Source organism: Streptomyces sp. NRRL S-920 (assembly GCF_000717945.1).
GTDB lineage: Bacteria > Actinomycetota > Actinomycetes > Streptomycetales > Streptomycetaceae > Streptomyces > Streptomyces alboniger.
Map to the genome: position 1 here is coordinate 34,266 of NZ_JODF01000003.1, position 25,829 is coordinate 60,094.

A 25,829-nucleotide genomic window follows, 5' to 3' on the forward strand; every position below is an offset into this window, starting at 1 on the left:
CATGGCACCGACCCCGGAACCACATGAGCGTCGAAACGAACCCGGCAGCGACGGCGGCACCGACCGCCATGACGTCCGTGCGAGCGGCAAACCTGATGCCCCGAGTGGATCGGAGAGCATCGGTCCGGATCCGGAAGTGGAACGCAACGCGCCCGATGAGCCGACTGCCATGCCCAAGAGGTCGTGGTGGGTACTGCTCAAGCGCACGGCGAAGGAGTTCAAGGACGACGAACTCGCCGACCGGGCCGCGGGCCTGACCTACTACGGTGTCCTCTCCCTCTTTCCGGCCTTGCTGGTGCTGGTGTCGCTGCTCGGCATCGCGGGCAAGTCCGCCACGCAGCAGGTCATGGACAACCTGCAAAAGCTCGCCCCTGGCCCGGCCCGGGACATAATCTCCAATGCCGTTGAGCAATTGCAGGGCAGCGGCGGCACCGGCTCGCTCATGGCGATCGTCGGTCTGGTGCTGGCGGTGTGGTCGGCCTCCGGCTACATCGCGGCGTTCATCCGCGCCTCCAACGCCGTCTACGACATGCCCGAAGGCCGCCCCGTCTGGAAGGTGCTACCCCTGCGCCTGGTGCTGACCGTCGTCCTGATGGTGCTGGCCGTCGTCAGTGCGCTGATCGTGGTGTTCACCGGCCCCCTCGCCCAGCGGGCGGGCTCCGCACTGGGGATCGGGGACGGCGCCATGACGGCGTGGTCGATCGCCAAATGGCCGGTCCTGGTCCTGCTCGTCATCATCATGATCGCGATCTTGTACTGGGCCGCGCCCAACGCCCGGGGCCGCGGCTTCAAATGGGTGACCCCCGGGAGCTTCCTCGCCCTGCTGCTGTGGATGGTCGCCTCGGCGGGCTTCGCGCTGTACGTGGCGAACTTCGCCTCGTACAACAAGACCTACGGCGCCTTGGCCGGCGTCATCATCTTCCTGGTGTGGCTGTGGATCACCAACCTCGCGGTGCTGCTGGGCCTGGAGTTCGACGCGGAGATGGCTCGTCAGCGGGCCATAGAGGGCGGCCATCCCGAGCACGAGGAGCCGTACGTCGAACCGCGCGACACCGCCAAGTGGACCGAGGAAGACCGCCGCCGCCTGGACTGAACCCTGCCGGCGCCGCGGGGCACCGGCCCAAGAGATGGGCCGGCCCCCGAAGACGCGGGCAACGGGAAGTAGATCAGCTGCGTATGACACAAGCGAGAACGGGAAGCTGCCGCACATGATCGACTCGACGGCTGTCCAAGAAGGCGACGAACGGCTGACCCGTCGCGTGGCGCACTGGACCTCGCCCCTGACGCGGCGGGTGCCGCCCGCGGTGGAGGCGGCGGCCGAGCACATTCCTGGATGGCGTCAGGGAGCAGGCCAACCCTCTCGTCGAGCAGTCGATCGAGGAGTGGAACCGCGTCAGTCTGGGCGGGACGCCTACGGGGTGAGTGGGGGTTTTGGTCCGTGACGGGTCCGGAAGTGCTGGTCAGGAGCGGGATAATGGTGGGAGAAAATGGGAGGTACGGTATAAACCGGGCCTCGCTCTGAATGGGCCGGGTGAAAGGCGCCGGACGGGTAAAAGCCCAGTTCAGGCGCCCTTTTTCGTGCATCTAGAAGAAGCCGAGCTTCTTCGCCGAGTACGACACCAGAAGATTCTTCGTCTGCTGGTAGTGCTCCAGCATCATCTTGTGCGTCTCGCGCCCAATGCCCGACTGCTTGTACCCGCCGAAGGCCGCGTGCGCCGGATACGCGTGGTAACAGTTCGTCCAGACGCGCCCCGCCTGAATCGAACGTCCGGCCCGGTACGCGGTGTTGATGTCGCGCGTCCACACCCCGGCGCCCAAACCGTAGAGCGTGTCGTTCGCGATCTTGATGGCGTCGTCGAAGTCATTGAACGACGCGACCGAGACGACTGGGCCGAAGATCTCCTCTTGGAAGATCCGCATACGGTTGTCGCCCTCGAATATCGTCGGCTGGATGTAGAAGCCGCCCGCCAACTCGCCGTCGTAATCGATTCGTTGGCCACCCGTCAGGATCTTGGCCCCCTCCTGCTGGCCTATGTCCAGGTAGGAGAGGATCTTCTCCAACTGGTCGTTGGAGGCCTGCGCGCCGATCATGGTGTCGGTGTCGAGCGGATGCCCGGCCTTGATCTGCTCGGTGCGGGCGATCGCCGCTTCGAGGAACTCGCCGTAGTGCCCGCGCTGCACCAGCGCCCGCGACGGGCAGGTGCAGACCTCACCCTGGTTGAGGGCGAACATCGTGAAGCCCTCCAGCGCCTTGTCCCTGAAGTCGTCGTCGGCGGCCCACACGTCGTCGAAGAAGATGTTCGGCGATTTCCCGCCCAGCTCCAACGTCACCGGCTTGATGTTCTCGGAGGCGTACTGCATGATCAACCGCCCCGTCGTGGTCTCCCCGGTGAAGGCGACCTTCGCGACGCGCGGACTGGAGGCCAGCGGCTTGCCCGCCTCGACGCCGAAACCGTTGACGATGTTGACCACGCCCGGCGGCAGCAGATCGGCGACCAGGCTCATCCAGTAGTGGATGGAGGCCGGTGTCTGCTCGGCGGGCTTGAGGACCACCGCGTTGCCTGCGGCGAGCGCGGGGGCCAGCTTCCATGTCGCCATCAGGATCGGGAAGTTCCACGGAATGATCTGCGCGACGACACCGAGCGGCTCATGGAAGTGGTACGCGATGGTGTCCTCGTCGACCTCGCTCAACGACCCCTCCTGCGCCCGGATGACGCCCGCGAAGTAGCGGAAGTGATCGATGGCGAGCGGGATGTCGGCCGCCAGCGTCTCGCGGATCGGCTTGCCGTTCTCCCAGCTCTCGGCGACCGCGAGCTGTTCGAGATTGGCCTCCATCCGGTCGGCGATCTTCCGCAGGACATCCGCGCGCTCGGTCACGGAGGCCCGCCCCCAAGCGGGCGCCGCCGCGTGCGCCGCGTCGAGGGCACGCTCGACGTCCTCGGCGGTGCCCCGGGCGATCTCCGTGAACGACTGACCATTGACCGGGCTGGGGTTCTCGAAGTACTGACCACGCGCGGGAGCCACGTACTCGCCACCGATGAAGTGGTCGTAGCGCGACTGGTAGGAGACGATCGCGCCCTTGGTGCCGGGCGCTGAGTATCGGGTCATCTTGGCTGGCCTCCCGGGGAAGACTGCCCGCCGTTGGGCAGCTCTCGCCCGGAGGCTAGAACCACGGACGTTGCATCCACGTTGCGCTCCTTCCGTCGGTCGCCCGTGGGAATGCTCGGGGCGGTCAGCGTGCCCGCTCGGGCCTCCGTACCGCCATGGTCAGATCGGTGTCGAGTTCGCGCAGACGGGCCAGGACGGGAGGTGTCGGGCGCAACGAGGCCAGTGCCCGCCACGCCACCAGGTCGTCCTCGGCCCATGGAGCGTGGGCCCAGTCCGCCAGCAGATCGGGGTCGTTGCGATCGATGAGCGCCGCCCGCAACTGATCGGCGAGTCTGCGGCGGAGACGGACCAGCGCGGGTGCCTGCGACTGCGGCAGCAGCGGCCCGGCGTACGCGGCAGCGGCCGCCGCCACCGCGCCCGCTCCCAGACGGCGCTCGACCGTGTCGACATCGCACTCGACAGGCACAGCCAAGCGGTACGGACGTGACCGCAGCAGCTCCGCCCCGAGAACCCGCCGCAGCCGCGCCATCTCCGCTCGCAACGTCACCTGCGGCACCGACTCGTCCTCGTACAGCGCGCACAGCAACTCGTCCCCGCTCAACCCCTCCGGGTGGCGGGCAAGCAGCACGACGATCTCACTGTGCCGACGGCTGAGCCGCACCTTGCGCCCACCCGCCAGAAGCAGCGCCTCGTCCCGGCCCAGCGCCGACAACTCAACCGTTCCACCGGGCGCTACTGGTGGTGCCAAGAGCGCCAGTTGGGACTCGGCCGCCCTCGCCACCGCCTGGACGAAGGCGAGACTGTGCGGATGCGCGAGGCCGTCCCCACCGGTGATGTCAACCGCCCCGATCAACCTCCCCGTGCGCGGATCGTGCACGGGGGCCGCCGCACACGTCCACGACTGCACGCGCCGCATGAAGTGTTCGGTGGCGAAAACCTGCACGGGCCGGTCCACGGCGACTGCCGTGCCCGGAGCGTTGGTCCCTACGGCGGACTCCGCCCACCGCGCCCCCGGCACGAAGTTCATCCGCCCCGCGTGCCGCCGCGCCACCGCGTGACCCTCGACCCACAACAACCTTCCCTGCGCGTCACACACGGCGAGAAGATGCTCCCCATCCGCGGCGAAGGTGCCCATCAACTCGCGGAACAGCGGCATCACCCTCGCGAGCGGATGATCCGCCCGGTACGCCCCCAAGTCGCCGTCGGTCAGCTCCACCTCAGCGCCGCTGCCCTCCGGACTGACACGGGCTCTGGCTGACCTCCGCCACGATTCCGCCACGACGGAACGCACCGGACGGGCAACCGTCCCGGCGGCGGTGAACCTCTCGTGTGCCCGGCGCAGCACCCGCACCCGCTCGGCGGGGTCAGCACCCGGCTCCAGCGCCACCCATGGATCGGACAACTCGGCCTCCCGGGACGGCGATGCGGTGGTGCCATCGTCGCCCCGCCAGCGGAAGCCGACAAGCGTGCCGCTAAGGGCGGAACTCGCCGTTCTCCCGCCTGGTGCGTCTCGGTCGCCGTCAGGCGAAGTTGACGAGCCGTATGTAGCGCGTCCAGTCCCAGTACGGGCCGGGATCCGTGTGGTCCGAGCCGGGCACCTGGTGGTGACCGATGATGTGCTGGCGGTCCTTGGGAATGCCGTACTTCGAGCAGACGGCGGCGGTGAGCGCGGCGGACTGCTCGTACATCGCGTTGGTGAAGTACTGGGGTGTGTCGACCCACCCTTCATGCTCGATGCCGATACTGCGTGTGTTGTAGGTCCAATTGCCCGCGTGCCACCCGACATTGCGGTCGCGTACGCACTGCGCGATGTGCCCGTCACTGGAGCGCACCACATAGTGGGCGGAGACCTTCTTAGCCGGGTTCTGGAAGATTGCGAGCGTGTCCGCGTATGTCTCCTGGGTGACGTGGATGATCACGTAGTCGATGGGATAGGTGCTGGGGCGGCTGGCGGCCGTGTAGTTGGACGTGCTGGCCGGCACCCACTCGGCCAGGGGGTAGTCGACTGCCAGAGCTTGGGCACGCGCGTAGCCGGCGGGCAGGAGCGCCGCGGGTGCGGCGGCGGCCGCGCCCTGGAGCAGTCGGCGCCTGCTCGGGAAGCGTCTTGGTCGATCCATGACTGACCTGCCTCTCGATGGGAGGAACGGCTGGACGGGCGTTGCGGGTGGAAGGGCTGATATGGCTACCAAGATGTGCTGTGGGCTGGTCCGTGGGGGAGCTTGGCGGTTGTCTCGAGCAGCCGCGCGTGCAGTCCGCGGTGCGCCTGACGGCAGGCAGCCACTCCTTGCGGAGCTTGGTCACCCCCGTCACGTGAATTTCCCGATCCGCGAGGATGCCGCCGTCATCAGGTCGGCGGAGCCTCACGCGAATTACGTTACGGCGCCCGCCGGTTGGGGCGGAAGGGCGAGACTCACATCTGTGTACGGCATCGAGATTGTGGATATCTCGGCCACCCGAACGGGTGACTCGACGGCTGGTGACGCCTGTCGGTGGAGCCGTGCTGAGGCGGCAGCGGGCCCTGCGGCGGCCTCTTCGTCAGTAGCGGCCCGGGTTCAGCTGCCCCGCCCTACCCCGCCGCGCAAACCCCCACCGGATCGTCCAGCACGGCCTGCACAACCGAGTGCGCCGCGCCCAGCAAAGGCCCGTCGGGCCCGAGTCCGGACACCGTCACCCCGCAGGCCCGGCCCCGCGTGCGCCCCGCCAGCTCCCGCTCCAGCGAAGGGAGCAGCCACGGCGCGAGGCGGGCCAGTGCCCCGCCGAGCACCACCGCCCGCGGATCCAGCAGATTGACCGCTCCCGTGAGCGCGATGCCCATGGCAGCCCCCGCGCCGCCCAGCGCTCGCCGAACCGCCCTGTCACCTGCCGCGGCGCGCTCGGCGAGGAGCCCGACGCGGCCTTCGCCCGGCTCCAGCCCCGCTGCTCGAAGCACCGCTTCTTCTCCCGCGTACTGCTCAAGGCAGCCGCGCCCCCCGCAGGGGCAACGCGGACCCTCGGGCCGCACCGGCACGTGCCCCAACTCGCCTGCGAAACCACGCGTCCCGCGCAGCAGCCGCCCTTCGACGACCAGCGCGGCGCCGATGCCGATCTCCGCCGAGACATGGAGGAAGTCCTCCGGTGTGTCCTCGCCGAGCCACAGTTCGGCGAGCGCCCCGAAGTTGGCTTCGTTGTCCACCGTCAGCGGCAGCCCGGACGGGAGTAGCGGTTCCAGGTCGATGTCGTGCCAGCCGAGGTTGGGGGCGCGGACGACCGAACGGGTGTCCCTGGCGACCAGGCCCGGCACGGCCACCGCGAGACCTGTGGGGGACAGGCCCGCCATGCGGACCTCGGCGTACGCTCGCTGCGCCAAGGCGGCAACGTCCCGCAGCACCAGTTCGGGCGAGCGCCCGCGATTGCGGACCTGCTGGACGGCACGCGCGCGCACCTCGCCGCGCAGATCGACCGCGCAGACCGCGAGATGGTCGACGCCGACCTCCGCACCGACGCCTACGGGGCCGCGTGAGCTGACCGCGAGAGCGGACCCGGGGCGGCCCACTCGGCCGGGCCGCTCGGGGCCGAGTTCGTCCAAGAGTTCCGAGCGGATCAACTCGTCCACCAGCGTGGAGATGGCGGCTCGCGTCAATCCGATCCTGGCGGCCACGGCGGCGCGGGACAGCGGACCGTGCGCGGCCACGGCGTGCATGACCCGGGAGAGGTTGCGGCGGCGCATCCCCTGTTGGGTGTCGGGCAGCTGGACGCCTGACGTTCCCGGGCGTTTGTCGTGCAGCGGTGCGGTCATACCTCGGTCGGTCCTCACTCCCCACGGGGCGCCCTGTCCAGGAGCGGCGCCGCGTCGGAGAGTACCCCGGAGATCCGCGTCAGCGTCTCGTCGTCGCGCTCCGTGGGGTCGAGCACGGGCCCCTGGGCCGTGCCCCAGCGGCGTGCGATCGCGCTCGGGTCCTCGCCGGTGAGGAGGCCGGCGGCCTGCGCGGCAGCGCCGAGTGCGACCAGTTCTTGTGCCTTGGGCACCTGAACGGGACGGCCGGAGAGGCGACGTACGGTGTGCTGCCAGGCCGTGCCGCGCGCCCCGCCTCCGATGAGGAGCAACGGGGACGACCGGTCGGTGTCCGTATCGAGGACGAGGTCGAGAGCGCCGAGCAGTGAGTGCACCGCCCCGTCATACGCGGCTTGGAGCAGCTGCCCGGGCGTGGTGTCGTGGCGCAGGCCGTGCACCATTCCGGTGGAGTGGGGGAGGTTGGGCGTCCGCTCACCGTCGAGGTAGGGCAGCAGTGTGACGGTGCCTCCCGGTGCCACCGCCTCGCGGTCCAGGCTCAGCAGCGCGGCCATCCGGTCGACGGCCAGTGTGCAGTTGAGAGTGCAGGCCAGGGGCAGCCAGGCATCCCGCGCGTCGGCGAAGCCCGCCACCGTACCGGTCGGATCCGCCGGGCGCTCCCGGGAGACCACGTACACCGTGCCCGAGGTGCCGAGGCTCAACACCGGGGTGCCGGGGCGCAGGCCGAGCCCCAGGGCGGCCGCCGCGTTGTCGCCGGTGCCGGGCGCGACTAGCGTGCCCTTGGAGAACGGCAGTTCATCGCCGACGTGCACCGTGCCGACCACCTCTCCGGGGCGTGCCACGCGGGGCAGCAATGTCGGGTCGAGCCCTACCATGCCGAGGATCTCTTCGTCGTACGTCTCCGAAGCCGACGCCCACCACCCGGTTCCCGAAGCGTCACCCCGGTCGGTCGTACCGAGTCCTGTGAGGCGTTCGGTGAGGTAGTCGTGGGGCAGGCGCACGGCTGCCGTGGAGCGGGCGGCGGCCGGCTCGTGTTCGGCGAGCCAGGCCCATTTCGTCACGGTGAAGGAGGGTCCCGGCACGCTGCCCACCCGATCGGCCCACTCCTTTGGGCCGCCGAACCGCTCCAGCAGAGAGCGTGCCTGTGCGGCGGAGCGCATGTCGTTCCACAGGAGAGCGGGCCGCACGGGGCGCCCGCTCCTATCGAGCGTGACCAGACCGTGCTGTTGGCCGCTGATGGAAACCGCCGCGGCCTCCCTGGCCGCGGGGCCGCACTGGCGCAGGGCCGCACACAGCGCTTCCCACCACTCCTGGGGGTCGCTCTCACGCGCCTCGCCCGTAGTGACGTGGTGCGGAGCCTGGCCGCTTGCCATGACCCGGCCGGTGGCCGCGTCGACGACCAGGGCCTTGGTGGACTGCGTGGAGCTGTCCACGCCGACGACAAGAGGTCCTTGGGTTGATGGCGCTGATGACATGGCGGTGTCCTTCCCTTCGGCTCTTCGGGTACGTCCTGGAGTTCCTTCCCGACCTTCCCAGCGGAGCCTCCGGAGATTAATTTGTAAAGGGCCATGACGAAATAGTCGAGGGAGCCGCACATGAACTACCAGCCCACTCCTGAGGACAAGTTCAGCTTCGGCCTGTGGACCGTCGGCTGGCAGGGACGTGACCCGTTCGGCGATGCCACCCGCAGCGCCCTCGACCCAGCCGAGACGGTGCGCAACCTCGCCGAACTGGGCGCCTACGGAGTGACCTTCCACGACGACGACCTGATCCCGTTCGGGTCGTCCGACGCAGAACGCGAAGGTCACATCAAGCGCTTCCGGCAGGCACTGGACGCGACGGGCCTGGTCGTGCCGATGGCGACCACGAACCTGTTCACCCACCCCGTCTTCAAGGACGGCGCGTTCACCGCCAACGACCGCGACGTACGCCGTTACGCGCTGCGCAAGACGATCCGCAACATCGACCTGGCGGTGGAGCTGGGAGCACACACCTACGTCGCCTGGGGCGGCAGGGAAGGAGCGGAATCCGGCGCCGCGAAGGACGTACGCGACGCGCTCGACCGCATGAAGGAAGCCTTCGACCTGCTCGCCGAGTACGTCACCTCACAGGGCTATGCCCTGCGGTTCGCCATCGAGCCGAAGCCGAACGAGCCGCGCGGCGACATCCTGCTGCCCACAGTCGGACACGCCCTCGCCTTCATCGAGCGCCTGGAGCGGCCCGAACTGTTCGGCGTCAACCCCGAAGTGGGCCATGAACAGATGGCGGGGCTGAACTTCCCGCACTCCATCGCCCAAGCACTCTGGGCGGACAAGCTCTTCCACATCGACCTGAACGGCCAGACCGGCATCAAGTACGACCAAGACCTGCGGTTCGGCGCCGGCGATCTGCGCAGTGCCTTCTGGCTGGTGGACCTCCTGGAGAGGGGCGGTTACGAGGGACCGCGTCACTTCGACTTCAAGCCGCCCCGTACGGAGGACCACGAAGGAGTGTGGGCATCGGCCGCCGGATGTATGCGCACCTATCTGATCCTGCGCGAGCGCGCGGCTGCCTTCCGTGCCGACCCCGAGGTACGCGAGGCACTGAGGGCGTCCCGCCTCGACGCGCTGGCGCTGCCCACGGCCGACGACGGGCTCTCCGGGCTGCTCGCCGATCGGGGCGCCTATGAGGCCTTCGACGTGGAAGCGGCCGCCGCGCGCGGGATGGCGTTCGAACGCCTCGACCAGCTGGCTATGGACCACCTCCTGGGAGCGCGCGGCTGACGGCCGTCGACGGCGACCCATGCATGGACGGGGGCGGGCCGACGGCGCCTCCCGCGAGGGGCAGGAGGCGACGTCGGCGATCACCGGTCCGTTCAGCGCGATGGGGCGCGGCGCCCGGGTCACCCCCTTCACATAGGCCGCGCCGGCAGAGCTGACACGTCCCGCGCCCCGCTGCCGATCCTGGGGACGGCTCGTGCCGTCAGACCTCCCTGATCGACCTCATCCACGCTCGCGGATGGCCCGGCCGCGCTCAATCGCTGGCCAGGGTGAGTGCGTGCGCCGGTGTTCCCAGCGCACGGGTGCCCGGCGCGAACACGCCGGTGAGCGCCGCGTATTTTCGGCCAAGCGTCGGTCCGGGCACCGTCGAATGTCCACCCCAGGCCGCGCGCCGCCGTGCGTCATCCGCAGGCCGCACGCGCCCTTCTCACTCGCTGCCGCTCGCCACGGCCAACGCCGTCGCCGGATCGTGCGCCGCGGGCCCTGCCGGAGTCCAGCGGCCCCGCTCCTTGCGGTAGGGCCACCAGCGGCCGTCGTGCCCGTGGCGCAGCTGAACGTCCGTACCAACCACGGTCCACCGATTGCGGGAAGCCCGCAGCTCCGGACGTTCACCTTCGTCCCAAGCCGCTTCGAGTGCGGCACGCGCGCGTGCCAGGGAATCCTCCTTGGGCACCCACTCCTCCTCGAGTACGCGGAGTGCGGCCCGGCCCCCGTACCGCCAGGCCTGGACGGCCAGCGCGAGGCCGCCGCGGCCGCGCTCGGCCACCGCCGCCAGCCGGGCCTCGATCGCCGGCCCCGGATCAGCGGCGGCCAGGCGTACGGCGTCCTCACTCGCGGTCAGCTCGTCCTCGACCGCGTGCCGTTCATGCTCCGGAGCGAGCGCGTCGGCCAGCAGGCGGTAGGCCTCGACGGCTGCCTGTGCCGCCAGGAACTCGACCGCGGCCACATCGAGGTCCTGCGCGGGCTCGGTCTCTGTGTCGAGCCTCGGCGGCAGACCCGGCTCGGGCGGCAGCACGGGCAACCCGGGCAGCGGAGGCAGGATCGCGCCGTCCGCGTACGCCTCCTCGGCGCTGACGCCCTCTGGAGCCGCGTCCTGGGAGTCCTCACACTGCTGGGGGGCGTCGGTGCGCGCGAGGCTGCGCACGTGCAGTTCATCGAGCAGCTCGCGCTCCCCGCGGCCTCGCATCAGCAGGAGCACGAAGGGATCCTGGTCGAGCAGCCGCGCCACCTGATAGCAGAGCGCGGCTGTGTGCCCGCAGTGGTCCCACGCCTCACAATCGCACTCCGGCTCCAGGTCGCCGATGCCCGGCAGAAGTTCGACACCCGCCGCGGCGGAGTCCTCCACCAAGTGCGGTGGCATGTCACGGTCGAGGAGAGCCGCGATGTGCCCGGCCCGTTCGATGGCCATCCCCAGGAAGCGGTCCCATTCCTCCGGGCTCAGTTCCTGTAGCAGTACGTCGGAGCGGTGCGGCGTGCCGTCGCGGTCTTGGACGACCGCCGTTATGCGGCCGGGCCGCACGGAGACGGCGCCCACGGCACCCGCGCGCGCGAGCCGACGCCCCGCCTTGAGCTGACCGGCGTCCAGGGCCGTGTCCTCGAGCGCCTTCAACCAGGCCTGGCCCCACCAGGTCTGCGCGAAGCCCCGCCCGTGCGCGGGCGGCAAAGCCTCGAACGTACGCTCGTTAGCTGCGCCGTCAACGTGCCTGTCGCCGCCTTCGGCTCCGTACACCTCGTCGTGGATGTCACTCATCGCGTGCCCCCTCGCAGCTCCACCAGGTCCGACAGTTCGGCGTCGGTCAATTCGGTGAGACCGGCCTCGCCCGAACCGAGAACGGACTCGGCCAACTCCTGCTTGCGCAGCAACATCCCGGCGATGCGGTCCTCGATCGTGCCCTCAGCGATCAGCCGGTGCACCTGCACCGGCTGCGTCTGACCGATGCGGTACGCACGGTCGGTGGCCTGCGCCTCGACGGCGGGGTTCCACCAGCGGTCGTAGTGCACGACGTGCTCGGCCCGTGTCAGGTTCAACCCCGTACCCGCCGCCTTCAGGGACAGCAGGAAGACCGGGACTTCGCCGTCCTGGAAGCGCTCCACCATGGCTTCCCGTTCGGCGACGGGCGTGCCGCCGTGCAGGAACTGCGACGGGACGCCACGGTCCGCCAGATGCCGCTCGATGAGCCGCGCCATCTGCACGTACTGCGTGAAGACGAGCACGCTCGCGTCCTCGGCGAGGATCGTGTCGAGCAGCTCGTCGAGCAGTTCCAGCTTTCCGGAGCGCCCCGGGATCCGCGGCTTGTCCTCCTTGAGGTACTGCGCCGGGTGGTTGCAGATCTGCTTGAGACCGGTGAGCAGCTTGACGATCAGCCCGCGGCGCGCGAAACCCTCGGCACCGGAGATCTCCGCGAGCGTTTCCCGCACTACGGCTTCGTAGAGGCCCGTTTGTTCCGCGCTGAGCGAGACGGCGCGGTCGGTCTCCGTCTTCGGAGGCAGCTCCGGTGCGATCCCCGGGTCCGATTTGCGACGACGCAGCAGGAACGGCCGCACGAGTTGCCCGAGGCGCTCGGCTGCGCCCGGATCCGCGCCGGACTCCACGGCTTGCGCGTAGCGCGTGCGGAAGGTGCTGAGTTTGCCGAGCAGACCGGGAGTCGTCCAGTCCAGGATGGCCCACAGCTCGGAGAGGTTGTTCTCCACGGGGGTGCCGGTGAGCGCTACGCGCGCGCGTGCCCCGATGGTGCGCAACTGCTTCGCCGTTGCCGAATACGGGTTCTTGACGTGCTGTGCCTCGTCGGCGACGACCATGCCCCAGGGAGTCTGGCCCAGCCTCTCCGAGTCGAGCCGCATCGTCCCGTAGGTGGTGAGCACGAACTCACCGTCCGTCAGACCCTCCAGACTGCGCTGGGCTCCGTGGAATCGTCGCACGCGCGTGCCGGGCGCGAACTTCTCGATCTCGCGCTGCCAGTTGCCCATCAACGATGTCGGACAGACCACCAGCGTGGGCCCCGCAGTGTCCTCGTGGGACTGGCGGTGCAGATGCAGGGAGATCAGCGTGATGGTCTTGCCGAGACCCATGTCGTCGGCGAGGCAGCCCCCGAGACCGAGCGAGGTCATCCGCGCCAGCCAGTTCAGGCCGCGCAGCTGATAGTCGCGAAGCTCCGCCGCGAGCCCCTCGGGCTGGCCGACGGGCTCCATGCCCTCCGGGTCCGCGAGCCGTTCACGCAACGTGGCGAGCCACCCTGTCGGCTCCACATCGACGCGTTGCCCACCGACCTCGGTGGAGCCGGTCAGGGCGGCACTGAGGGCGTCGATCGGGGTGACCTTGCGGTCTGCCCGGTCCCGGGCGCGGCGCGCCTCCTCGGGGTCGATCAGCACCCACTGGTCACGCAGGCGCACCACGGGGCGGTTCGCCTCTGCGAGACGGTCCAGTTCGTCGCGCGTCAGTTGCTGGTCGCCCAGCGCGAAGCGCCAGTTGAAGGCGAGAAGAGCGTCGGAGGAGAGGAAGGAAGGCGTGTTCGACGCCAGCTTGGCCGGGTCCTTCGCGTCGCCGCCCTGTTCGTCGTCCGGCGGACCGATGACCGCGCGAGCGGTGAGACTGCGCGTCAACTCCCTCGGCCAGTGCACGTCGACGCCCGCGACGGCGAGCATCCGGGCACCCTCGCCCAGGAGTTCGGTGACCTCTTCGTCCGCGAGGTCGATCGCGTCGGGGACGGCGGCCGAAAGGAGCGGGGCGAGCGGCGGCCACGCGCGCGTGGCGCGTCGCAGCGCGAGGAGGGCATCCATACGCGACTGCGGGCCGAAAGCCTGGCCCCCGGTTCCGGCCCACACCTCGGCGGCGTCCGCGACGAGCGCGGGATCGCTGACGCTGTGCAGTTGCAGGACGGCACGGAAAGGCAGCCGGGTGCCGTCCTCGGTGACCGAGACGAGGCCGGGGATCTCCACGCGCAGCGAGATCCGCACCCCCGCGTCGTGCCCCGCTGCCACGTCCGTGGACCAGGGCCGCTGCTCGGGAACGTGCTGTGGTGCCATGGACGCGAAGACGGGCCCGCCCGCGGCAACGGCTGCCGCGGGGGAGCGCGGCAGAGTGTCGGCCACGGCGTTGAGGAACTGGAGCAGCAGACGCTCCGGCTCGGGCAGTCGCAGCGGCGCGGCGACGTCCAAAGGCAGGGCGTGGGCGGCCGGTGGCATCGCCGCGGCGAGATCACGCAGTCGCTGTAGGTCCTCGGCTCCCAACGGACCGACGCGCCAGCCGTCGTGATCACTGGAGGTCAGGCCCGGCAACAGCAGTCCGCGGGCCACGAGTTGCAGCGCGAGGACGCCCGCCGCTCCCCAGAAGGCGGCCGTCGGGTGGGTCTCCGACGCGGCACGCGCGCGCGTGAGGACCGGCAACGCGGCGCGTACAGGGAGCAGGACCGCTGGCACGGCGTTTAGCTCGACGCCACCATCATCCGTAAGGATGGCGACGGCCAGTTCCTCGAAGGTGGCATCAGCAATCGAAGGAGGCGCGGTGCCTTCTGGGTGCCAGAAGGCGATCCGCCCTCCGCGCGCGGGATCGGCGGGCACGAAGAGCACCGAGCAGCGCGACAGTTCGGAGATCTCGGAGGGGGAGACGACAGGAAGCCTGGGCACGGCGATGGCGCATTCCTCAAATTTGACTACTGAGACCGGAGCGGCCGAGAGTACATCACGGTGGGCGCTCAGCGGGAGGGCCTCGATGGTGATCCCGATCACGTGACCTGGGAGGGGTGTAATCAACCCCCCTTGGCGGTCGGTGCTGGCCCCCCGCGGAACACGGGTGGTGGCGCCATGGTTGCCCCGAGTCACGGAAACATACGTTTGATCAGGTCAGCCCGTCGCCACGCAGACCGGAGATCAATCCATGCCCCAGGCAGCAGTCGCGGAACGCCCTTCGGTCGGCGCCCGCAAGCAGCCCGCCGGAAGCGATTTCACACCACTCCTGCGCACCGTCAAGGAGCAGGGTCTCTTGGATCGCCGCGTTGGCTGGTACACCCGCACCATCGCGCTCAATGCTCTGGCACTGGTGGCTGTGGGGGCCGGAATGTTCATCGTCGGAGCTTCTTGGTGGGTGCTGCTGCTTGCCCCTGTGCTGTCCGTCCTGTGCGCCCGAACGGCGTTCATCGGCCACGACGCGGGGCACGCGCAGATAACCGGCAACCGGCCCATCAGCCGCGCCATCGGTCTCGTCCACGGCAATCTCCTGCTCGGCATGAGTTCCGCCTGGTGGAACGACAAGCACAACAGGCACCACGCCAACCCCAACCACGTCGACAAGGACCCCGATGTCGCCGCGGACGTCCTCGTCTGGACCCGCGGGCAGGCGACGGTCCGTGTGGGCTTCCGGCGCTGGCTCACCCGCAACCAGGCCTGGCTCTTCTTCCCGCTGACGCTCCTCCAGGGAATCGCCATGAAGGTCTATGGTTTCCAGGACCTGCGACGGCAGGCTCCGCGGGAGCGCGTGGTGGAAGGGGCCCTTCTCCTCACCCACCTCGCCGGATACGTGACGCTTCTCCTCGCCGCCATGCCGCTCAGTCGCGCGATCGCCTTCGCCGCGATCCACCAGGCGCTGTTCGGCCTGCACCTCGGACTCGCCTTCGCGCCCAACCACAAAGGCATGGAAATGCCCGACCCGGATGGCGAACGCTGGGGCCATCTGCGCCGGCAGGTCCTCACCTCGCGCAACATCCGCGGTGGCCCGCTCACCGACTGGTTCCTCGGCGGACTCAACTACCAGATAGAGCACCACCTGTTTCCCAGCATGCCCCGCCCTCACCTGCGCCTCGTCCAACCCGTCGTACGCGAGCACTGTAACGCGGTGGGTATGTCCTACACGGAAGCGGGATTCGTCGATTCCTACCGGCAGGTGCTGCGCCACATGTACGAGGTCGGGGAGCCCCTGCGCGTCGAATAGGCGTAGGAGCCAAGGAGGGCCGACTCGACTCGGGGCTCTGTCGGGGGTTTCTCCGGGGTCTCTCGGGGGTCTCTCAGGGCCGCGACCTGGAACCGTAGGAGGCCCGATCCCGTTTTCCCATACAGAGAGCGGCACCAGCCGCGAAGGAGGCGACACACATGTCGAGGAACGCGAAGATCGCCGCAGGAGGTATGGCGGCCGGGATCATCATGCTGTTCTGGCTGCCATGGTGGGCCGCACTCCTGATCGTGCTCGGAGTCCCCGCGGCGGCCTATCTAGCGCTCGATTCCGGACAGCGGCGCAGGCTGCGCCGGGTCACAAGCAAGGAGATAGGGCGTTGAGGCCGCGGTAGACCGCGCTCAGGACGGGCGGACCGCAATCTCGTCGAGGGACTTCAGGAGCGCCGGAAGCTCGGGCCCGCGGCCCGGCTCCGGGTCGTGCGGAGTAGGAACGCCCGGTGCCGAGACGGCGACCGCGAGGGGCCAGCCGGGCAGCGCGGTGACCACCGTACGGCTATCGGGGGACAGGTCGTACTCCATGCCGCAGTCCCAGGAGGCGACCGCCACGGCCACGAGCGACACATCGTCGACAACGACCGCTCATCGCGCGCCGTCGCCGTCCTGGCCGAGCACCAGCCCGTACCCGGCGGTGAGCGGTGGGAGGGCGAGCGCCGCGCACGCCTCGGGATGTCGTCGGCGGCGACAGCGTCGTCCGTCCCGGCCATGCCGGCTTCCCGTCACTTCACCTGGCGGCGCACCCTAACCAGTCGCCCCAGAGATCGTCGAGGGGTGGGCGGCCAGGAAACCGGTACCGGACCGACCCGGACCGCCTCCCCGGGGCGCGACTGAACTCAGGCGGCGGGCAGGCCAAGGAGCGTACGAGCCACATCCCGAGGCGACTCATCACGTTCCCGTGCGAGAGCGATGACAGCCCGGCACGCTAGCTCACTGACACCGAAGGACAGAGCCTCGGGCGAGACCCACCCCGTGGCCTCGTCCATCTCGTCCTGATCGTCCTCGGCGCAAGCCGCCACGTAGACAGCTGCGGCTTCGAAGAGATTGTGCGGGCGCTTGTGCTTGGTGGGGTCCTGCGTGCGCTCGCCCTCTTCGGGCTTGCCGGTGCGCCAGAACTTCCGAAACCTGTCAATCATGTGGCCTACCTTCCCCCGGTACGGCTTCCCCGCTGATCACTCATCCGCCCCTTACCAACGTAGAGTTGGTACTCCGGTCACAGAAGGGGGAACGCGCGGTGAAGCGTTTCGAGCGGCTCGAGCAGATCAGGCGCCTCGACCCGGAAAGGGACTTCCTCGAGATCTACCGGCTCACCGCGACCTTCGAATTCCCTTGGGACTATACGCGCGCACTCGAACTCGCCCTCTACCGCACCTATGCCGTACCCAGCATCGGTCGACTGCTAGCAGAGACAGCCGAACTGACGGACCGTTCACAGAAGAGGTACGACGACACTGCCCTGCTCCTCGACACCGTCGTTGAGCACGGTTTCGGGAGCGAGGAGGGCCGCACCGCCATCCGTCGTATCAACCAGATGCACCGCAGTTACGACATCAGCAATGACGACATGCGCTACGTCCTGTGCACGTTCGTGGTGATGCCCAAGCGGTGGATCGACACCTACGGCTGGCGCAGGCTCTCGCGTCACGAGACGGCAGCTGCCGCGGTGTACTACCGCACCCTCGGCCAGCACATGGGCATCAAGGAAATCCCCGGCACCTACGAAGAGTTCGAGAGGTGCCTCGATGACTACGAAGAGGCCAACTTCGGCTGGGACAAGGGCGCACGCGAGGTGTCCGACGCGACCCTTGACCTGATGGCCTCCTGGTATCCGCGTCCCCTGGTACCTGTACTGCGCTCCGCGACCCTCGCCCTGCTGGATGAGCCCTTGCTGCGTGCGTTCCGCTACGACCAGCCGGGCGCCCTTACCTGTTCGCTCGTCAGGGGTGCGGTGCGCCTTCGGGGGCGCGTCGTACACCTGATGCCGCCGCGGAGCGCGCCCCACTACGCGCGGCAGAACTGGGAGATCAAGGGATACCCCGACGGGTACGAGGTCGCCGAGCTGGGCTCGTTCCCGGTGCCTGGGGTTCGCGGCTGTCCGCTGCCGCACAAGGGCGGGTCAGCGTCCGCTCCCGCCGAGTGACGTCAAGGTCGTGCGTAGCCAGGCGAGTTCTGCCTTGCTGGTCGCGCGGGCGATCGTGAGGATGCCGCGCCGGAAGGGGTCGTCCAGCTCTTCCGCGCTGAGCGGCCGTTCGCCGTCGTAGAAGAAGCTCGCGGGCTCTTCCAGAAAGTCCAGCCGCCTGCGCAGTACCGCTGCCTGTGCCTTCTCGTCGTCCAGGTGGCGCAGGAAGGCGAGAAGCGTGAACCAGCGGTTCTCGTCCGTGATGTCCCCCCGTGCCGGGTCCGCGAGCCGCTTGCGCAGCTCCTGCCTGCCGTCCGGCGTGAGAGTGAGCACGTGGCGTGGCGCGGCGACCACCCCGGGCTGTGTCTCGCGGGCGAGCAGCCCCGCCTTCTCCAGCCGCTTGATGGCGGGGTACAGCGTGCTCTCCGCGACGGGTCGGACATGCCCGGTGAGCGCGGTGATGCGCTTGCGCAGTTCGTACCCGTGCAGGGAGGAGTCGTAGAGGAAGCCGAGGATGGCCAATTCGAGCATGCGCCGCATTCTGCCGTACTCCTCTGTCGGGCACGGTGTACCACGGGTACGGTGTACCTCGTATTCGGTATACATCGTCACCGATGTATGGTCGGTGGCGGCTGGCAGCAGCGAGGTGCTGGCCTGACTAGGGCGACAGGTGACAGGGGGACAGTCATGCGTGAAGCGCGGTTCGACGCACAGGGGAGCCGGGTGCGGTGGACGGAAGTTGAAGGGGCGGAGCCGGCGCGGGTGTACGTGCATGGTCTCGGCGCGGCCTCGACCGTCTATCACGCGCACATCGCGGCTAGGCCTGAACTGGTCGGCCGACGCTCGCTGTTCGTGGACCTACCCGGTCACGGCATCAGTGACCGGCCTGCCGACTTCGGCTACACGCTCGAGGATCACGCGTCCGCGTTGGCCGCGGTCCTGGACGAGGCCCGGATTTCGGGCGCTGAAATCGTCGGGCACAGCATGGGAGGCTCAGTGGCCATCGTGCTCGCGCACCGACGCCCCGACCTCGTGTCGCGGCTGGTCCTCACAGAGGCCAACCTCGATCCGGATCCGCCCATGACGGCGGGCAGCAGCGGCATTGCGGCATACGACGAGGACAGTTTCACCCATGGCGGCGGCTCCGCGCGCGTGCTGGAGAAAGTGGGCCCCACTTGGGCGGCCACCATGCGCCTCGCCGACCCCCGTGCCCTGCATCGAAGCGCGGTCGGACTCATGGCGGGGACGCGGCCCACGATGCGCCGCATGCTGATGGCGCTGACCGTTGACCGCGTTTACTTGCAGGGTGCGTCGAGTGGTGAACTCCTGGGGCGCGACGCCCTGGAGGCGTCCGGAGTCCGAGTGGTGACCGTGCCGGGAGCGGGGCACAACGTCATGTTCGACAACGGCGCCGCGTTCGCCGCCGCGGTCGCGGGCCGACCCTGACATCGTCCCTTGCGCCACCGCCGTCGCGGGCCGCCCCCGCCGGCGCCCTTCTGAAACCCGGCTTCGCTCAGTCCTCGCGCAGGGCCAAGGCAAGGAAGCGGGCATCCTCGTCGACATACGACGTCATCCGCCAGCCGGAGTCGGCGAGGAGGGAGCCGAGATTGGCCTCCGCCCGGAGATCGTCCGGCGTGATCTGCCGCCCCTGGCGAGCCGCGAGCGCCGCCCGGCCGATCGGGTGGAAGAGAGCGAGCGACCCGCCAGGACGTACCACCCGCCTCAACTCCCGCAGATTGTCCGCCGGGTCCGGCAGATGCGAGATCAGCCCGGCACCGAAAACAGCGTCGAGTGACCCGGACAGCAGCGGCAACTGTGCGACGTCAGCCCGCAGGAGCTGCCCGTCGCGATCCCTGCCCGCCTGTCTGGCGGCCTCCAGCATGGCGGGCGTCAGATCGGCGCCGAGCACCACCCCCGAGGGCCCCACGGCGCTTCTGAGGGCCGGTAGGGCGCGCCCCGTACCGCATCCGGCGTCGAGCACGCGAGAGCCCGGACGGAGTCCGAGTTCGGCCACGGCGGCCTGATAGGCCGGCCCGTCGTCGGGGAAGCGGGTGTCCCAATCGGCGGCGCGGGCCGCGAAGAAGTCCTGAACCTGTGTCGGATCGTCGCTCATGCGATCCATGATTCCGCATGAGCCGCACGCGCGTTGGGCGCACTCGTTCGACCGTGACGCGATCGTTCAGTGCCCTCTCTCTGTCATATTCCACCAGCTTTCGAAATGCGCCCCCGTTGTGCGCCCCTGACCGGACTAGCGTCCCTGGGCCATGGGACACCTGGACCACGCCACCTTCGGCTGGCTTACCCCCGCGCTGTCGTACGCGATGGCCTGTATCGGCGCCGCCCTGGGGCTGCGCTGCACTGTCCGTGCGCTGGGCGCCTCGGGGCGCTCACGCAGGAACTGGCTCATCACCGCCGCCTCGGCGCTCGGCACCGGCATCTGGACGATGCACTTCGTCGCGATGCTCGGCTTCGGAGTCACCGGCACGGAGATCCACTACAACGTGCCGCTGACCATCTTGAGCCTCCTGGTCGCGATGGCCGTGGTGGGCGCCGGTGTCTTCGCCGTCGGGTACGGCCGGGACCGGGGGCGGGCACTCGCGCTCGGCGGACTCACCACGGGCCTGGGCGTCGCGAGCATGCACTACCTGGGCATGGCGGCCCTGCACCTGCACGGCGACGTGCGGTACGACCCCGTGCTCGTCGGTCTCTCCGTAGTCTTCGCCGTCGTCGCGGCGACCGCCGCCTTGTGGGCCGCACTCAATATCAAATCGGCGCTCGCGGTCGCTGGGGCATCGCTTGTCATGGGCGGGGCGGTGAGCAGCATGCACTACACCGGGATGCTCGCGGTCAGTGTGCGCGTCACACCCTCCGAAGCCGCCTTGCCCGGTGCCACGACGATGCAGTTCATTTTCCCCCTCGCCGTCGGCCTCGGGTCCTATCTGTTCCTGACCCTGGCTTTCGTCGCACTGTCCCCCACGGAGCGCGAGCGAGAGGCCTCCGCGTCCGCCCAGCGACCTGTCCGGACCGCGGCCCGATAGCGACGAGCCCAGGCGGCGGCCCCGGCATGACGCCCCGACCCACATACGAGCGAGGAGGCCATGCGCACACCCCGTAGAACCCACGACCCTGACCTGGACCTCGACTCCGACGACGGCACCGCGCCGTCGCCGCCGGTACGCGGCCGCCGCGCCCACGCCGGCCCGCCCGCCGACGAACTATCCGACAGGGAGGGGAAGTTCACCGGCCCGCCCCATCAGGAAGCGCCCACGCGCGCGGGACGGTGGCGTGTACGGCCCCGCACCGTACGCGCCAAGATCGTGTGCTTGCTGATGGTGCCGGTCATCTCGCTGCTCGCCCTGTGGGGGTACGCGACGGTCAGCACGGCACAGGACGTGGCACGCCTGCGGCAGTTGCAGCGCGCGCACGCCGAAGTGCGGGCCCCTGTAGGCGAGGCTCTGACCTCGCTCCAGGCGGAACGTGCCGCCGCCGTGCGGTACGCGACCGAACGCGGCGCCGCCCGTGGTGAGGCACTGGAAAGGCAGGCGACGCGTACGGACCGGGCCGTGGCCAAGCTGCGCCTGGGCGATCATCGGACCGTCGCCGACGGAGCGGGACTCCCGGCAGGAGTGGCGGATCGACTCGACGCGTTCGTGAAGGGGGCCGAGAGCTTGCGCTCCCTGCGGACCGACGTACTGGACCGTCGTACGGGTTGGCACGCGGCGTACGGCCAGTACACGAAGACGATCTCGCAGGCCTTCGCCGTGGGTGGCGCGCTCACCGGTATGCACGACTCCGAACCGGGCTCCCACGCACGCGTGCTGCTCGAATTCTCCAGGGCGAGCGAGATGCTGGCCCGCGAGGACGCCGTGCTCGCGGCGGCACGGCGGGCCGGCACGCTGGACGGCGAGCGGCTCCGGCTGTTCACCGGCGCCGTAGACACCCGCAGGACCCTGAGCGAAGGGGCGGTCGCGGACCTCCGCGGGCCCGAGCGAGCCGCCTGGCGCAGCCTTGAGGAGGGACACGAGTACGGCGATCTACAGGCGGTCGAGGACAAGGTGCTGGCCGCGGAGCCCGGCCGCAAGGCCCTGGCCGCAGCCCCTGTACGCGGCTGGGGCAGGGCTTACGCGGCCGTGCGGAAAGAACTCCGGGCGATCGAGGACACGGCGGACAGCGGCGCCGTGGACCGCACCGATCCGTTCACCCACGGCGTGCTCACCCCGGCGGGCGCCGCCGTTCTTCTCGGTCTCGCAGCCGTCGCCGCCTCCCTGGTCATCTCCGTACGCATCGGCCGAGGCCTCGTCATCGAATTGGTCAGCCTGCGCAACGGCGCCTTGGAGATCGCCCGCCGCAAGCTTCCGAACGCCATGCGGCGACTGCGTGCCGGGGAGGAGATCGACATCCAGGCCGAGGCGCCGCTGAGGCCGCCCGCCGAGGACGAGACCGGGCAGGTGTCCGAAGCACTCGACACGGTCCACAGGGCCGCGCTGCACGCGGCGATCGAGCGTGCGGAACTCGCCAGCGGGATCTCCGGAGTGTTCGTCAATCTGGCCCGCAGGAGCCAGATCCTCGTGCACCGCCAACTCAACCTGCTCGACACCATGGAGCGCAGGGCCGACGACCCCGACGAACTCAGCGACCTCTTCCGCCTCGACCACTTGACGACCCGGATGAGACGTCACGCGGAAAGCCTGATCATCCTCTCCGGAGCCGCACCGGGCCGGGCATGGAGGATGCCGGTGTCCCTGACGGACGTGGTCCGCGCGGCTGTCTCCGAAGTCGAGGACTACGCGCGCGTGGAGGTTCGCCAGCTCCCCACGGCCTCGGTCCTCGGAACAGCGGTCGCCGACCTCACGCACCTCTTGGCCGAACTCGTCGAGAACGCCGCGCAGTTCTCTCCGCCCCACACCAAGGTGCGCATCAGCGGTGAACCGGTCGGCAACGGCTACGCCCTGGAAGTGGAGGACCGCGGCCTCGGCATGGGGGCGGACATGCTCGCCGAGGCCAACCGCCGCATCGAGCACTCCGAAGCGCTCGACCTCTTCGACAGCGACCAACTGGGGCTCTTCGTAGTCAGCAGGCTCATCGCTCGGCACGGCATCAAGGTGCAGCTGCGTACATCTCCCTACGGAGGGACCACCGCGGTCGTGCTGTTGCCCACCGCACTGCTGCACAGCGTCGCGGCGGAGAACGCGGAGGAGCACACGGGGCGGCGCATGAACGGCACTTCCGTTCCGGCCGCCGTATCCCACCCGGCCTTGCCGACTGCGATGCAACCACCACCAGGTGTCACCGCGTTACGGCCCCCGAGGGGCCGGGTTGACGGGCCGTACGTGTCCAGGCCGTACGACACGGGATCGCTCGACATCGCGAGTACCGATATCCGTGAGGGCTATATCGCGAGCGCCGGGGACCAGGGGCTCGATATCGCGAGCGCGGACGCTCAGGAAGCGGCGGACGCACTGCCCCGCCGCGTACGGCAGGCGAGTCTTGCGCCTCAACTTCGTGAGCCCCACTCGGCCGACGCGGAGGGCTCCACGGACGACAGGGCAGACGAGCAGCGCAGCGCCGAGCAGGTGCGCGATCGCATGACCGCCTACCGCGACGGCTGGGCACGCGGCGGCGGTCCGCGCCCTGGTGTCGTCGGTTCGGTCCCCGACCTCTCAGGGCCCGTACCGGGCAGGGACAGCAGCGAAGGAGACCCCGCATGATCCAGGACCAGAGCATTCCCGCCGGGCGGACCGGCGAACTCGACTGGCTACTGGACGACCTGGTGCTGCGCGTCAACGAGGTGCGGCACGCGGTGGTTCTGTCCAACGACGGCCTGCCGGTCGGCGCTTCGACCGCCCTCACCAGAGAGGACGCGGAGCATCTGGCCGCCGTCGCATCGGGATTCCACAGTCTTGCCAAGGGGGCGGGCCGCCATTTCGGGGCCGGGGGAGTGCGCCAGACCATGGTCGAGATGGACGACGCGTTCCTGTTCGTGGCGGCCGCCGGTAACGGCTCCTGCCTCACGGTCCTCAGCTCCGTGACGGCCGACATCGGCCTCGTCGCGTACGAGATGGCTCGCCTGGTCAAGCGGGTGGGCGAGCACCTCCACACCCCCGTCCGCATCACCGCGCAACCTCCGGCAGCCGGATGACCGAGAACGGCCGGTACTCATGACCGACGAATCGACAGGCTCCGCGCCTCAGGCGGGCAGCCAGTGGTACGACAATGAAGCAGGGCCTCTCGTCCGGCCCTACGCGATGACAGGCGGGCGGACCGAGCCGGGGCCGAGCGGCGTCCGCTTCGACCTGATCGCCCTGGTGACTCTCGAAGCCGACACCACTGGCCTTGGGAGCGACACCGTGCTCGGGCCCGAACACCGGGCGCTCATCGAACTGTGCCGTGCCGAGACACAGTCGGTCGCCGAACTCGCAGCCGGAGCCGACCTGCCTGTGGGCGTGGTCAGGGTGCTGCTCGGCGACCTGCTGGAGATGGGCGTCGTCAAGGTCAGCCGGCCGGTGCCACCCGCACAGCTTCCCGACGAAAAGATCCTCCGAGAGGTGATCGATGGGCTCCGAGCGCTCTGACGCCACGGACGGCGAAACTGCCGCCATGGCGCTGAAGATTCTGGTGGCCGGCGGCTTCGGGGTGGGCAAGACCACCCTGGTGGGCGCGGTCAGCGAGATCCGCCCCCTGCGCACCGAGGAACTGCTCAGCGAGGCAGGCCAATCGGTGGACGATACCGAGGGCATCGACCGCAAGACCACCACGACCGTCGCCATGGACTTCGGCCGCATCACCATCAGGTCCGGCCTGTCGCTGTACCTCTTCGGCACTCCGGGACAGGACCGTTTCTGGTTCCTGTGGGACGAGCTTTCGCAGGGTGCTCTCGGCGCTGTCGTCCTCGCGGACACCCGGCGGCTCGAGGACTGCTTCCCGGCCGTGGACTACTTCGAACACCGCCGCATCCCGTTCGTCGTGGCCGTCAACTGCTTCGCGCACGCCCGTACGTACGGCGCGCAGGACGTCTCACGAGCCCTGGACCTCGACCGCGGCACTCCCGTGGTGCTGTGCGACGCACGGGATCGCGACTCGGGAAAGGAGGTGCTGATACGTCTGGTCGAGTACGCCGGACGGATGCATGCCGCCCGGCTGCTCGACTCGGTGGGCTGAACCCTCAGTCGGCGACTCCGAAGGACGCGAGCACCTTGTCGATCCTCACGCGCACCAGGAGTTCACCGGGGACGCCATTGCGCTTGCCGAACTCCTCGGCCCGGTCCCCGCCCATGTATCGCGCGCCGAGCCGGGCGGCCCAGTGCCGGACCTGGTCGATCTCCTCGATCAGCTTGGCCCGGCCCTGGAGGACGACGTAGGCGAAAGGCGGTTGATCGTCGTCCACGCACAGGGCCATGCGTCCGTCGCGCGCGAGGTTCCGGCCCTTCACCGTTTCCTTGCCGGTGTTGAACACCAGGTCTTCTCCGTCGAGCAGGAACCAGATAGGTGCGATGTGCGGGCTGCCGTCCGCCCGGACCGTCGAGAGCTTGCCGGTTCGCGTGCCGTGCGAGACGAAGGCCCGCCATTGTTCATTGGTCATCTTCTGTGCCATGTCCCCATCATGCTTGCCGGGGCGCCGGTCGTGGGGAAGGCTGGCAGGTCAGATCCTCCAGCCAGGGGGAGCGGACGCGGGGAGACGGGACCATGGGGCAGAGCACGGGGTTGGGCTGGCTGCTGGACGACCTGACGCAGCGGATGGAGCACGTACGACACGCGCTGGTGCTGTCCAACGACGGGCTGGTGACGGGCGCGAGTGCGGACCTGAAGCGTGAGGACGCGGAGCATCTTGCCGCGGTTTCCTCGGGACTTCACAGCCTCGCCAAGGGATCAGGGCGCCACTTCCGCGCCGGGAACGTGCGCCAGACAATGATCGAGTTCGACGACGCCGTCCTCTTTGTCACGGCGGCGGGCGACGGCAGCTGCCTCTGTGTCCTGAGTTCCGCGGAGGCCGACATCGGCCAGGTCGCCTACGAAATGACACTGCTCGTGAACCGCGTCGGCGAGCATTTGGGCGTGGGGGCCCGGCAGCCGGATCGCACGCCTGCTGTCGACCTCTGACCAGCGTTGACGGCGGCCTGACCAGCATTGTCGTCTGCCT

General features: G+C 69.4%; 23 protein-coding genes and 1 pseudogene. 12 read left to right on the forward strand and 12 right to left on the reverse strand.

What is annotated here, in order from left to right; all coding sequences use genetic code 11:
- Nucleotide 1 precedes the first annotated feature (1 nt).
- Nucleotides 2-1,093, forward strand: a complete 1,092-nt coding sequence (locus IG54_RS0102915) for a YihY/virulence factor BrkB family protein (protein WP_030776900.1) — start codon at nucleotides 2-4, stop codon at nucleotides 1,091-1,093.
- Nucleotides 1,094-1,584: 491 nt separating this feature from the next.
- On the opposite strand, the gene IG54_RS0102920 is transcribed toward IG54_RS0102915, so the two are convergent.
- The 5 genes from IG54_RS0102920 to xylB form a co-directional block, all read right to left on the reverse strand.
- Nucleotides 1,585-3,108, reverse strand: a complete 1,524-nt coding sequence (locus tag IG54_RS0102920; RefSeq protein WP_030776903.1) for an aldehyde dehydrogenase family protein — start codon at nucleotides 3,106-3,108, stop codon at nucleotides 1,585-1,587.
- 124 nt (nucleotides 3,109-3,232) lie between these two features.
- The gene (locus tag IG54_RS0102925; RefSeq protein ID WP_030776905.1) at nucleotides 3,233-4,510 is read right to left on the reverse strand and encodes a GAF domain-containing protein; all 1,278 of its coding nucleotides are present in this window, start codon (nucleotides 4,508-4,510) and stop codon (nucleotides 3,233-3,235) included.
- Nucleotides 4,511-4,628: 118 nt separating this feature from the next.
- A complete protein-coding gene (locus IG54_RS0102930; protein ID WP_030776907.1) occupies nucleotides 4,629-5,225 on the reverse strand; it encodes an N-acetylmuramoyl-L-alanine amidase in 597 nt (198 codons plus the stop codon).
- Between the two features lie 449 nt (nucleotides 5,226-5,674).
- Nucleotides 5,675-6,883: an ROK family transcriptional regulator gene (locus IG54_RS0102935; RefSeq protein WP_030776912.1), complete on the reverse strand. Its 1,209-nt coding sequence runs from the start codon at nucleotides 6,881-6,883 to the stop codon at nucleotides 5,675-5,677.
- A 14-nt stretch (nucleotides 6,884-6,897) separates the two neighbouring features.
- Entirely contained in the window at nucleotides 6,898-8,352 is a 1,455-nt protein-coding gene (gene xylB, locus IG54_RS0102940; RefSeq protein WP_030776914.1) for a xylulokinase, read from the reverse strand.
- A 120-nt stretch (nucleotides 8,353-8,472) separates the two neighbouring features.
- Between xylB and xylA the strand changes: the two genes are divergently transcribed.
- Nucleotides 8,473-9,639 (forward strand): xylose isomerase, encoded by a 1,167-nt coding sequence (gene xylA, locus IG54_RS0102945; protein WP_030776918.1) that lies wholly within the window; start codon nucleotides 8,473-8,475, stop codon nucleotides 9,637-9,639.
- Nucleotides 9,640-10,063: 424 nt separating this feature from the next.
- Here the strand turns inward: xylA and IG54_RS0102950 are convergent, their stop codons facing one another.
- Nucleotides 10,064-11,386, reverse strand: a complete 1,323-nt coding sequence (locus IG54_RS0102950; protein ID WP_030776920.1) for an SWF or SNF family helicase — start codon at nucleotides 11,384-11,386, stop codon at nucleotides 10,064-10,066.
- Nucleotides 11,383-14,259: a DEAD/DEAH box helicase gene (locus IG54_RS0102955; protein WP_030776922.1), complete on the reverse strand. Its 2,877-nt coding sequence runs from the start codon at nucleotides 14,257-14,259 to the stop codon at nucleotides 11,383-11,385. Before IG54_RS0102955 ends, IG54_RS0102950 begins: the two co-directional genes overlap by 4 nt.
- Nucleotides 14,260-14,509: 250 nt before the next feature.
- Here IG54_RS0102955 and IG54_RS0102960 point away from each other — a divergent pair, with 250 nt between their 5' ends.
- Entirely contained in the window at nucleotides 14,510-15,559 is a 1,050-nt protein-coding gene (locus tag IG54_RS0102960; protein WP_030776925.1) for a fatty acid desaturase family protein, read from the forward strand.
- Between the two features lie 158 nt (nucleotides 15,560-15,717).
- Entirely contained in the window at nucleotides 15,718-15,900 is a 183-nt protein-coding gene (locus tag IG54_RS0102965; RefSeq protein ID WP_030776928.1) for a hypothetical protein, read from the forward strand.
- Nucleotides 15,901-15,984: 84 nt separating this feature from the next.
- Here the strand turns inward: IG54_RS0102965 and IG54_RS39900 are convergent.
- Both IG54_RS39900 and IG54_RS0102975 read right to left on the reverse strand, forming a co-directional pair.
- Nucleotides 15,985-16,248 (reverse strand): annotated as a pseudogene (locus IG54_RS39900) (hypothetical protein); the annotation flags it as partial.
- 161 nt (nucleotides 16,249-16,409) lie between these two features.
- Complete coding sequence (locus IG54_RS0102975; protein ID WP_030776931.1) at nucleotides 16,410-16,709, reverse strand: hypothetical protein; 300 nt, start codon at nucleotides 16,707-16,709, stop codon at nucleotides 16,410-16,412.
- A 98-nt stretch (nucleotides 16,710-16,807) separates the two neighbouring features.
- Here IG54_RS0102975 and IG54_RS0102980 point away from each other — a divergent pair, with 98 nt between their 5' ends.
- Nucleotides 16,808-17,713, forward strand: coding sequence for an oxygenase MpaB family protein (locus IG54_RS0102980; RefSeq protein ID WP_030776932.1), 906 nt, complete (start codon nucleotides 16,808-16,810; stop codon nucleotides 17,711-17,713).
- Here the strand turns inward: IG54_RS0102980 and IG54_RS0102985 are convergent.
- On the reverse strand, nucleotides 17,690-18,223 hold the full coding sequence (locus IG54_RS0102985; RefSeq protein WP_030776935.1) for a PadR family transcriptional regulator: 534 nt from the start codon (nucleotides 18,221-18,223) through the stop codon (nucleotides 17,690-17,692). The genes IG54_RS0102980 and IG54_RS0102985 overlap by 24 nt on opposite strands.
- Before the next feature lie 156 nt (nucleotides 18,224-18,379).
- Here IG54_RS0102985 and IG54_RS0102990 point away from each other — a divergent pair, with 156 nt between their 5' ends.
- Entirely contained in the window at nucleotides 18,380-19,138 is a 759-nt protein-coding gene (locus IG54_RS0102990; protein ID WP_030776936.1) for an alpha/beta fold hydrolase, read from the forward strand.
- A 67-nt stretch (nucleotides 19,139-19,205) separates the two neighbouring features.
- Here the strand turns inward: IG54_RS0102990 and IG54_RS0102995 are convergent, their stop codons facing one another.
- Nucleotides 19,206-19,805, reverse strand: coding sequence for a class I SAM-dependent methyltransferase (locus tag IG54_RS0102995; protein WP_030776937.1), 600 nt, complete (start codon nucleotides 19,803-19,805; stop codon nucleotides 19,206-19,208).
- A gap of 151 nt (nucleotides 19,806-19,956) precedes the next feature.
- On the opposite strand from IG54_RS0102995, the gene IG54_RS0103000 reads away from it, so the two are divergent.
- From IG54_RS0103000 to IG54_RS0103020, 5 genes are read left to right on the forward strand one after another with little or no spacing between them, the layout of a single operon-like run.
- Entirely contained in the window at nucleotides 19,957-20,730 is a 774-nt protein-coding gene (locus IG54_RS0103000) for an MHYT domain-containing protein (protein ID WP_030776938.1), read from the forward strand.
- Nucleotides 20,731-20,790: 60 nt separating this feature from the next.
- On the forward strand, nucleotides 20,791-23,400 hold the full coding sequence (locus IG54_RS0103005; RefSeq protein ID WP_030776939.1) for a nitrate- and nitrite sensing domain-containing protein: 2,610 nt from the start codon (nucleotides 20,791-20,793) through the stop codon (nucleotides 23,398-23,400).
- Nucleotides 23,397-23,831, forward strand: a complete 435-nt coding sequence (locus IG54_RS0103010; protein ID WP_030776940.1) for a roadblock/LC7 domain-containing protein — start codon at nucleotides 23,397-23,399, stop codon at nucleotides 23,829-23,831. Before IG54_RS0103005 ends, IG54_RS0103010 begins: the two co-directional genes overlap by 4 nt.
- A gap of 19 nt (nucleotides 23,832-23,850) precedes the next feature.
- Entirely contained in the window at nucleotides 23,851-24,264 is a 414-nt protein-coding gene (locus tag IG54_RS0103015; RefSeq protein ID WP_030776943.1) for a DUF742 domain-containing protein, read from the forward strand.
- Nucleotides 24,245-24,850 carry a GTP-binding protein gene (locus tag IG54_RS0103020; protein WP_030776944.1) on the forward strand — a complete coding sequence of 202 codons (606 nt, stop codon included), beginning with the start codon at nucleotides 24,245-24,247 and terminating at the stop codon, nucleotides 24,848-24,850. Before IG54_RS0103015 ends, IG54_RS0103020 begins: the two co-directional genes overlap by 20 nt.
- 4 nt (nucleotides 24,851-24,854) lie before the next feature.
- Here the strand turns inward: IG54_RS0103020 and IG54_RS0103025 are convergent, their stop codons facing one another.
- Nucleotides 24,855-25,283, reverse strand: a complete 429-nt coding sequence (locus IG54_RS0103025) for a PPOX class F420-dependent oxidoreductase (RefSeq protein WP_030776945.1) — start codon at nucleotides 25,281-25,283, stop codon at nucleotides 24,855-24,857.
- Between the two features lie 92 nt (nucleotides 25,284-25,375).
- On the opposite strand from IG54_RS0103025, the gene IG54_RS0103030 reads away from it, so the two are divergent.
- Entirely contained in the window at nucleotides 25,376-25,789 is a 414-nt protein-coding gene (locus IG54_RS0103030) for a roadblock/LC7 domain-containing protein (RefSeq protein ID WP_030776946.1), read from the forward strand.
- Nucleotides 25,790-25,829 lie beyond the last annotated feature (40 nt).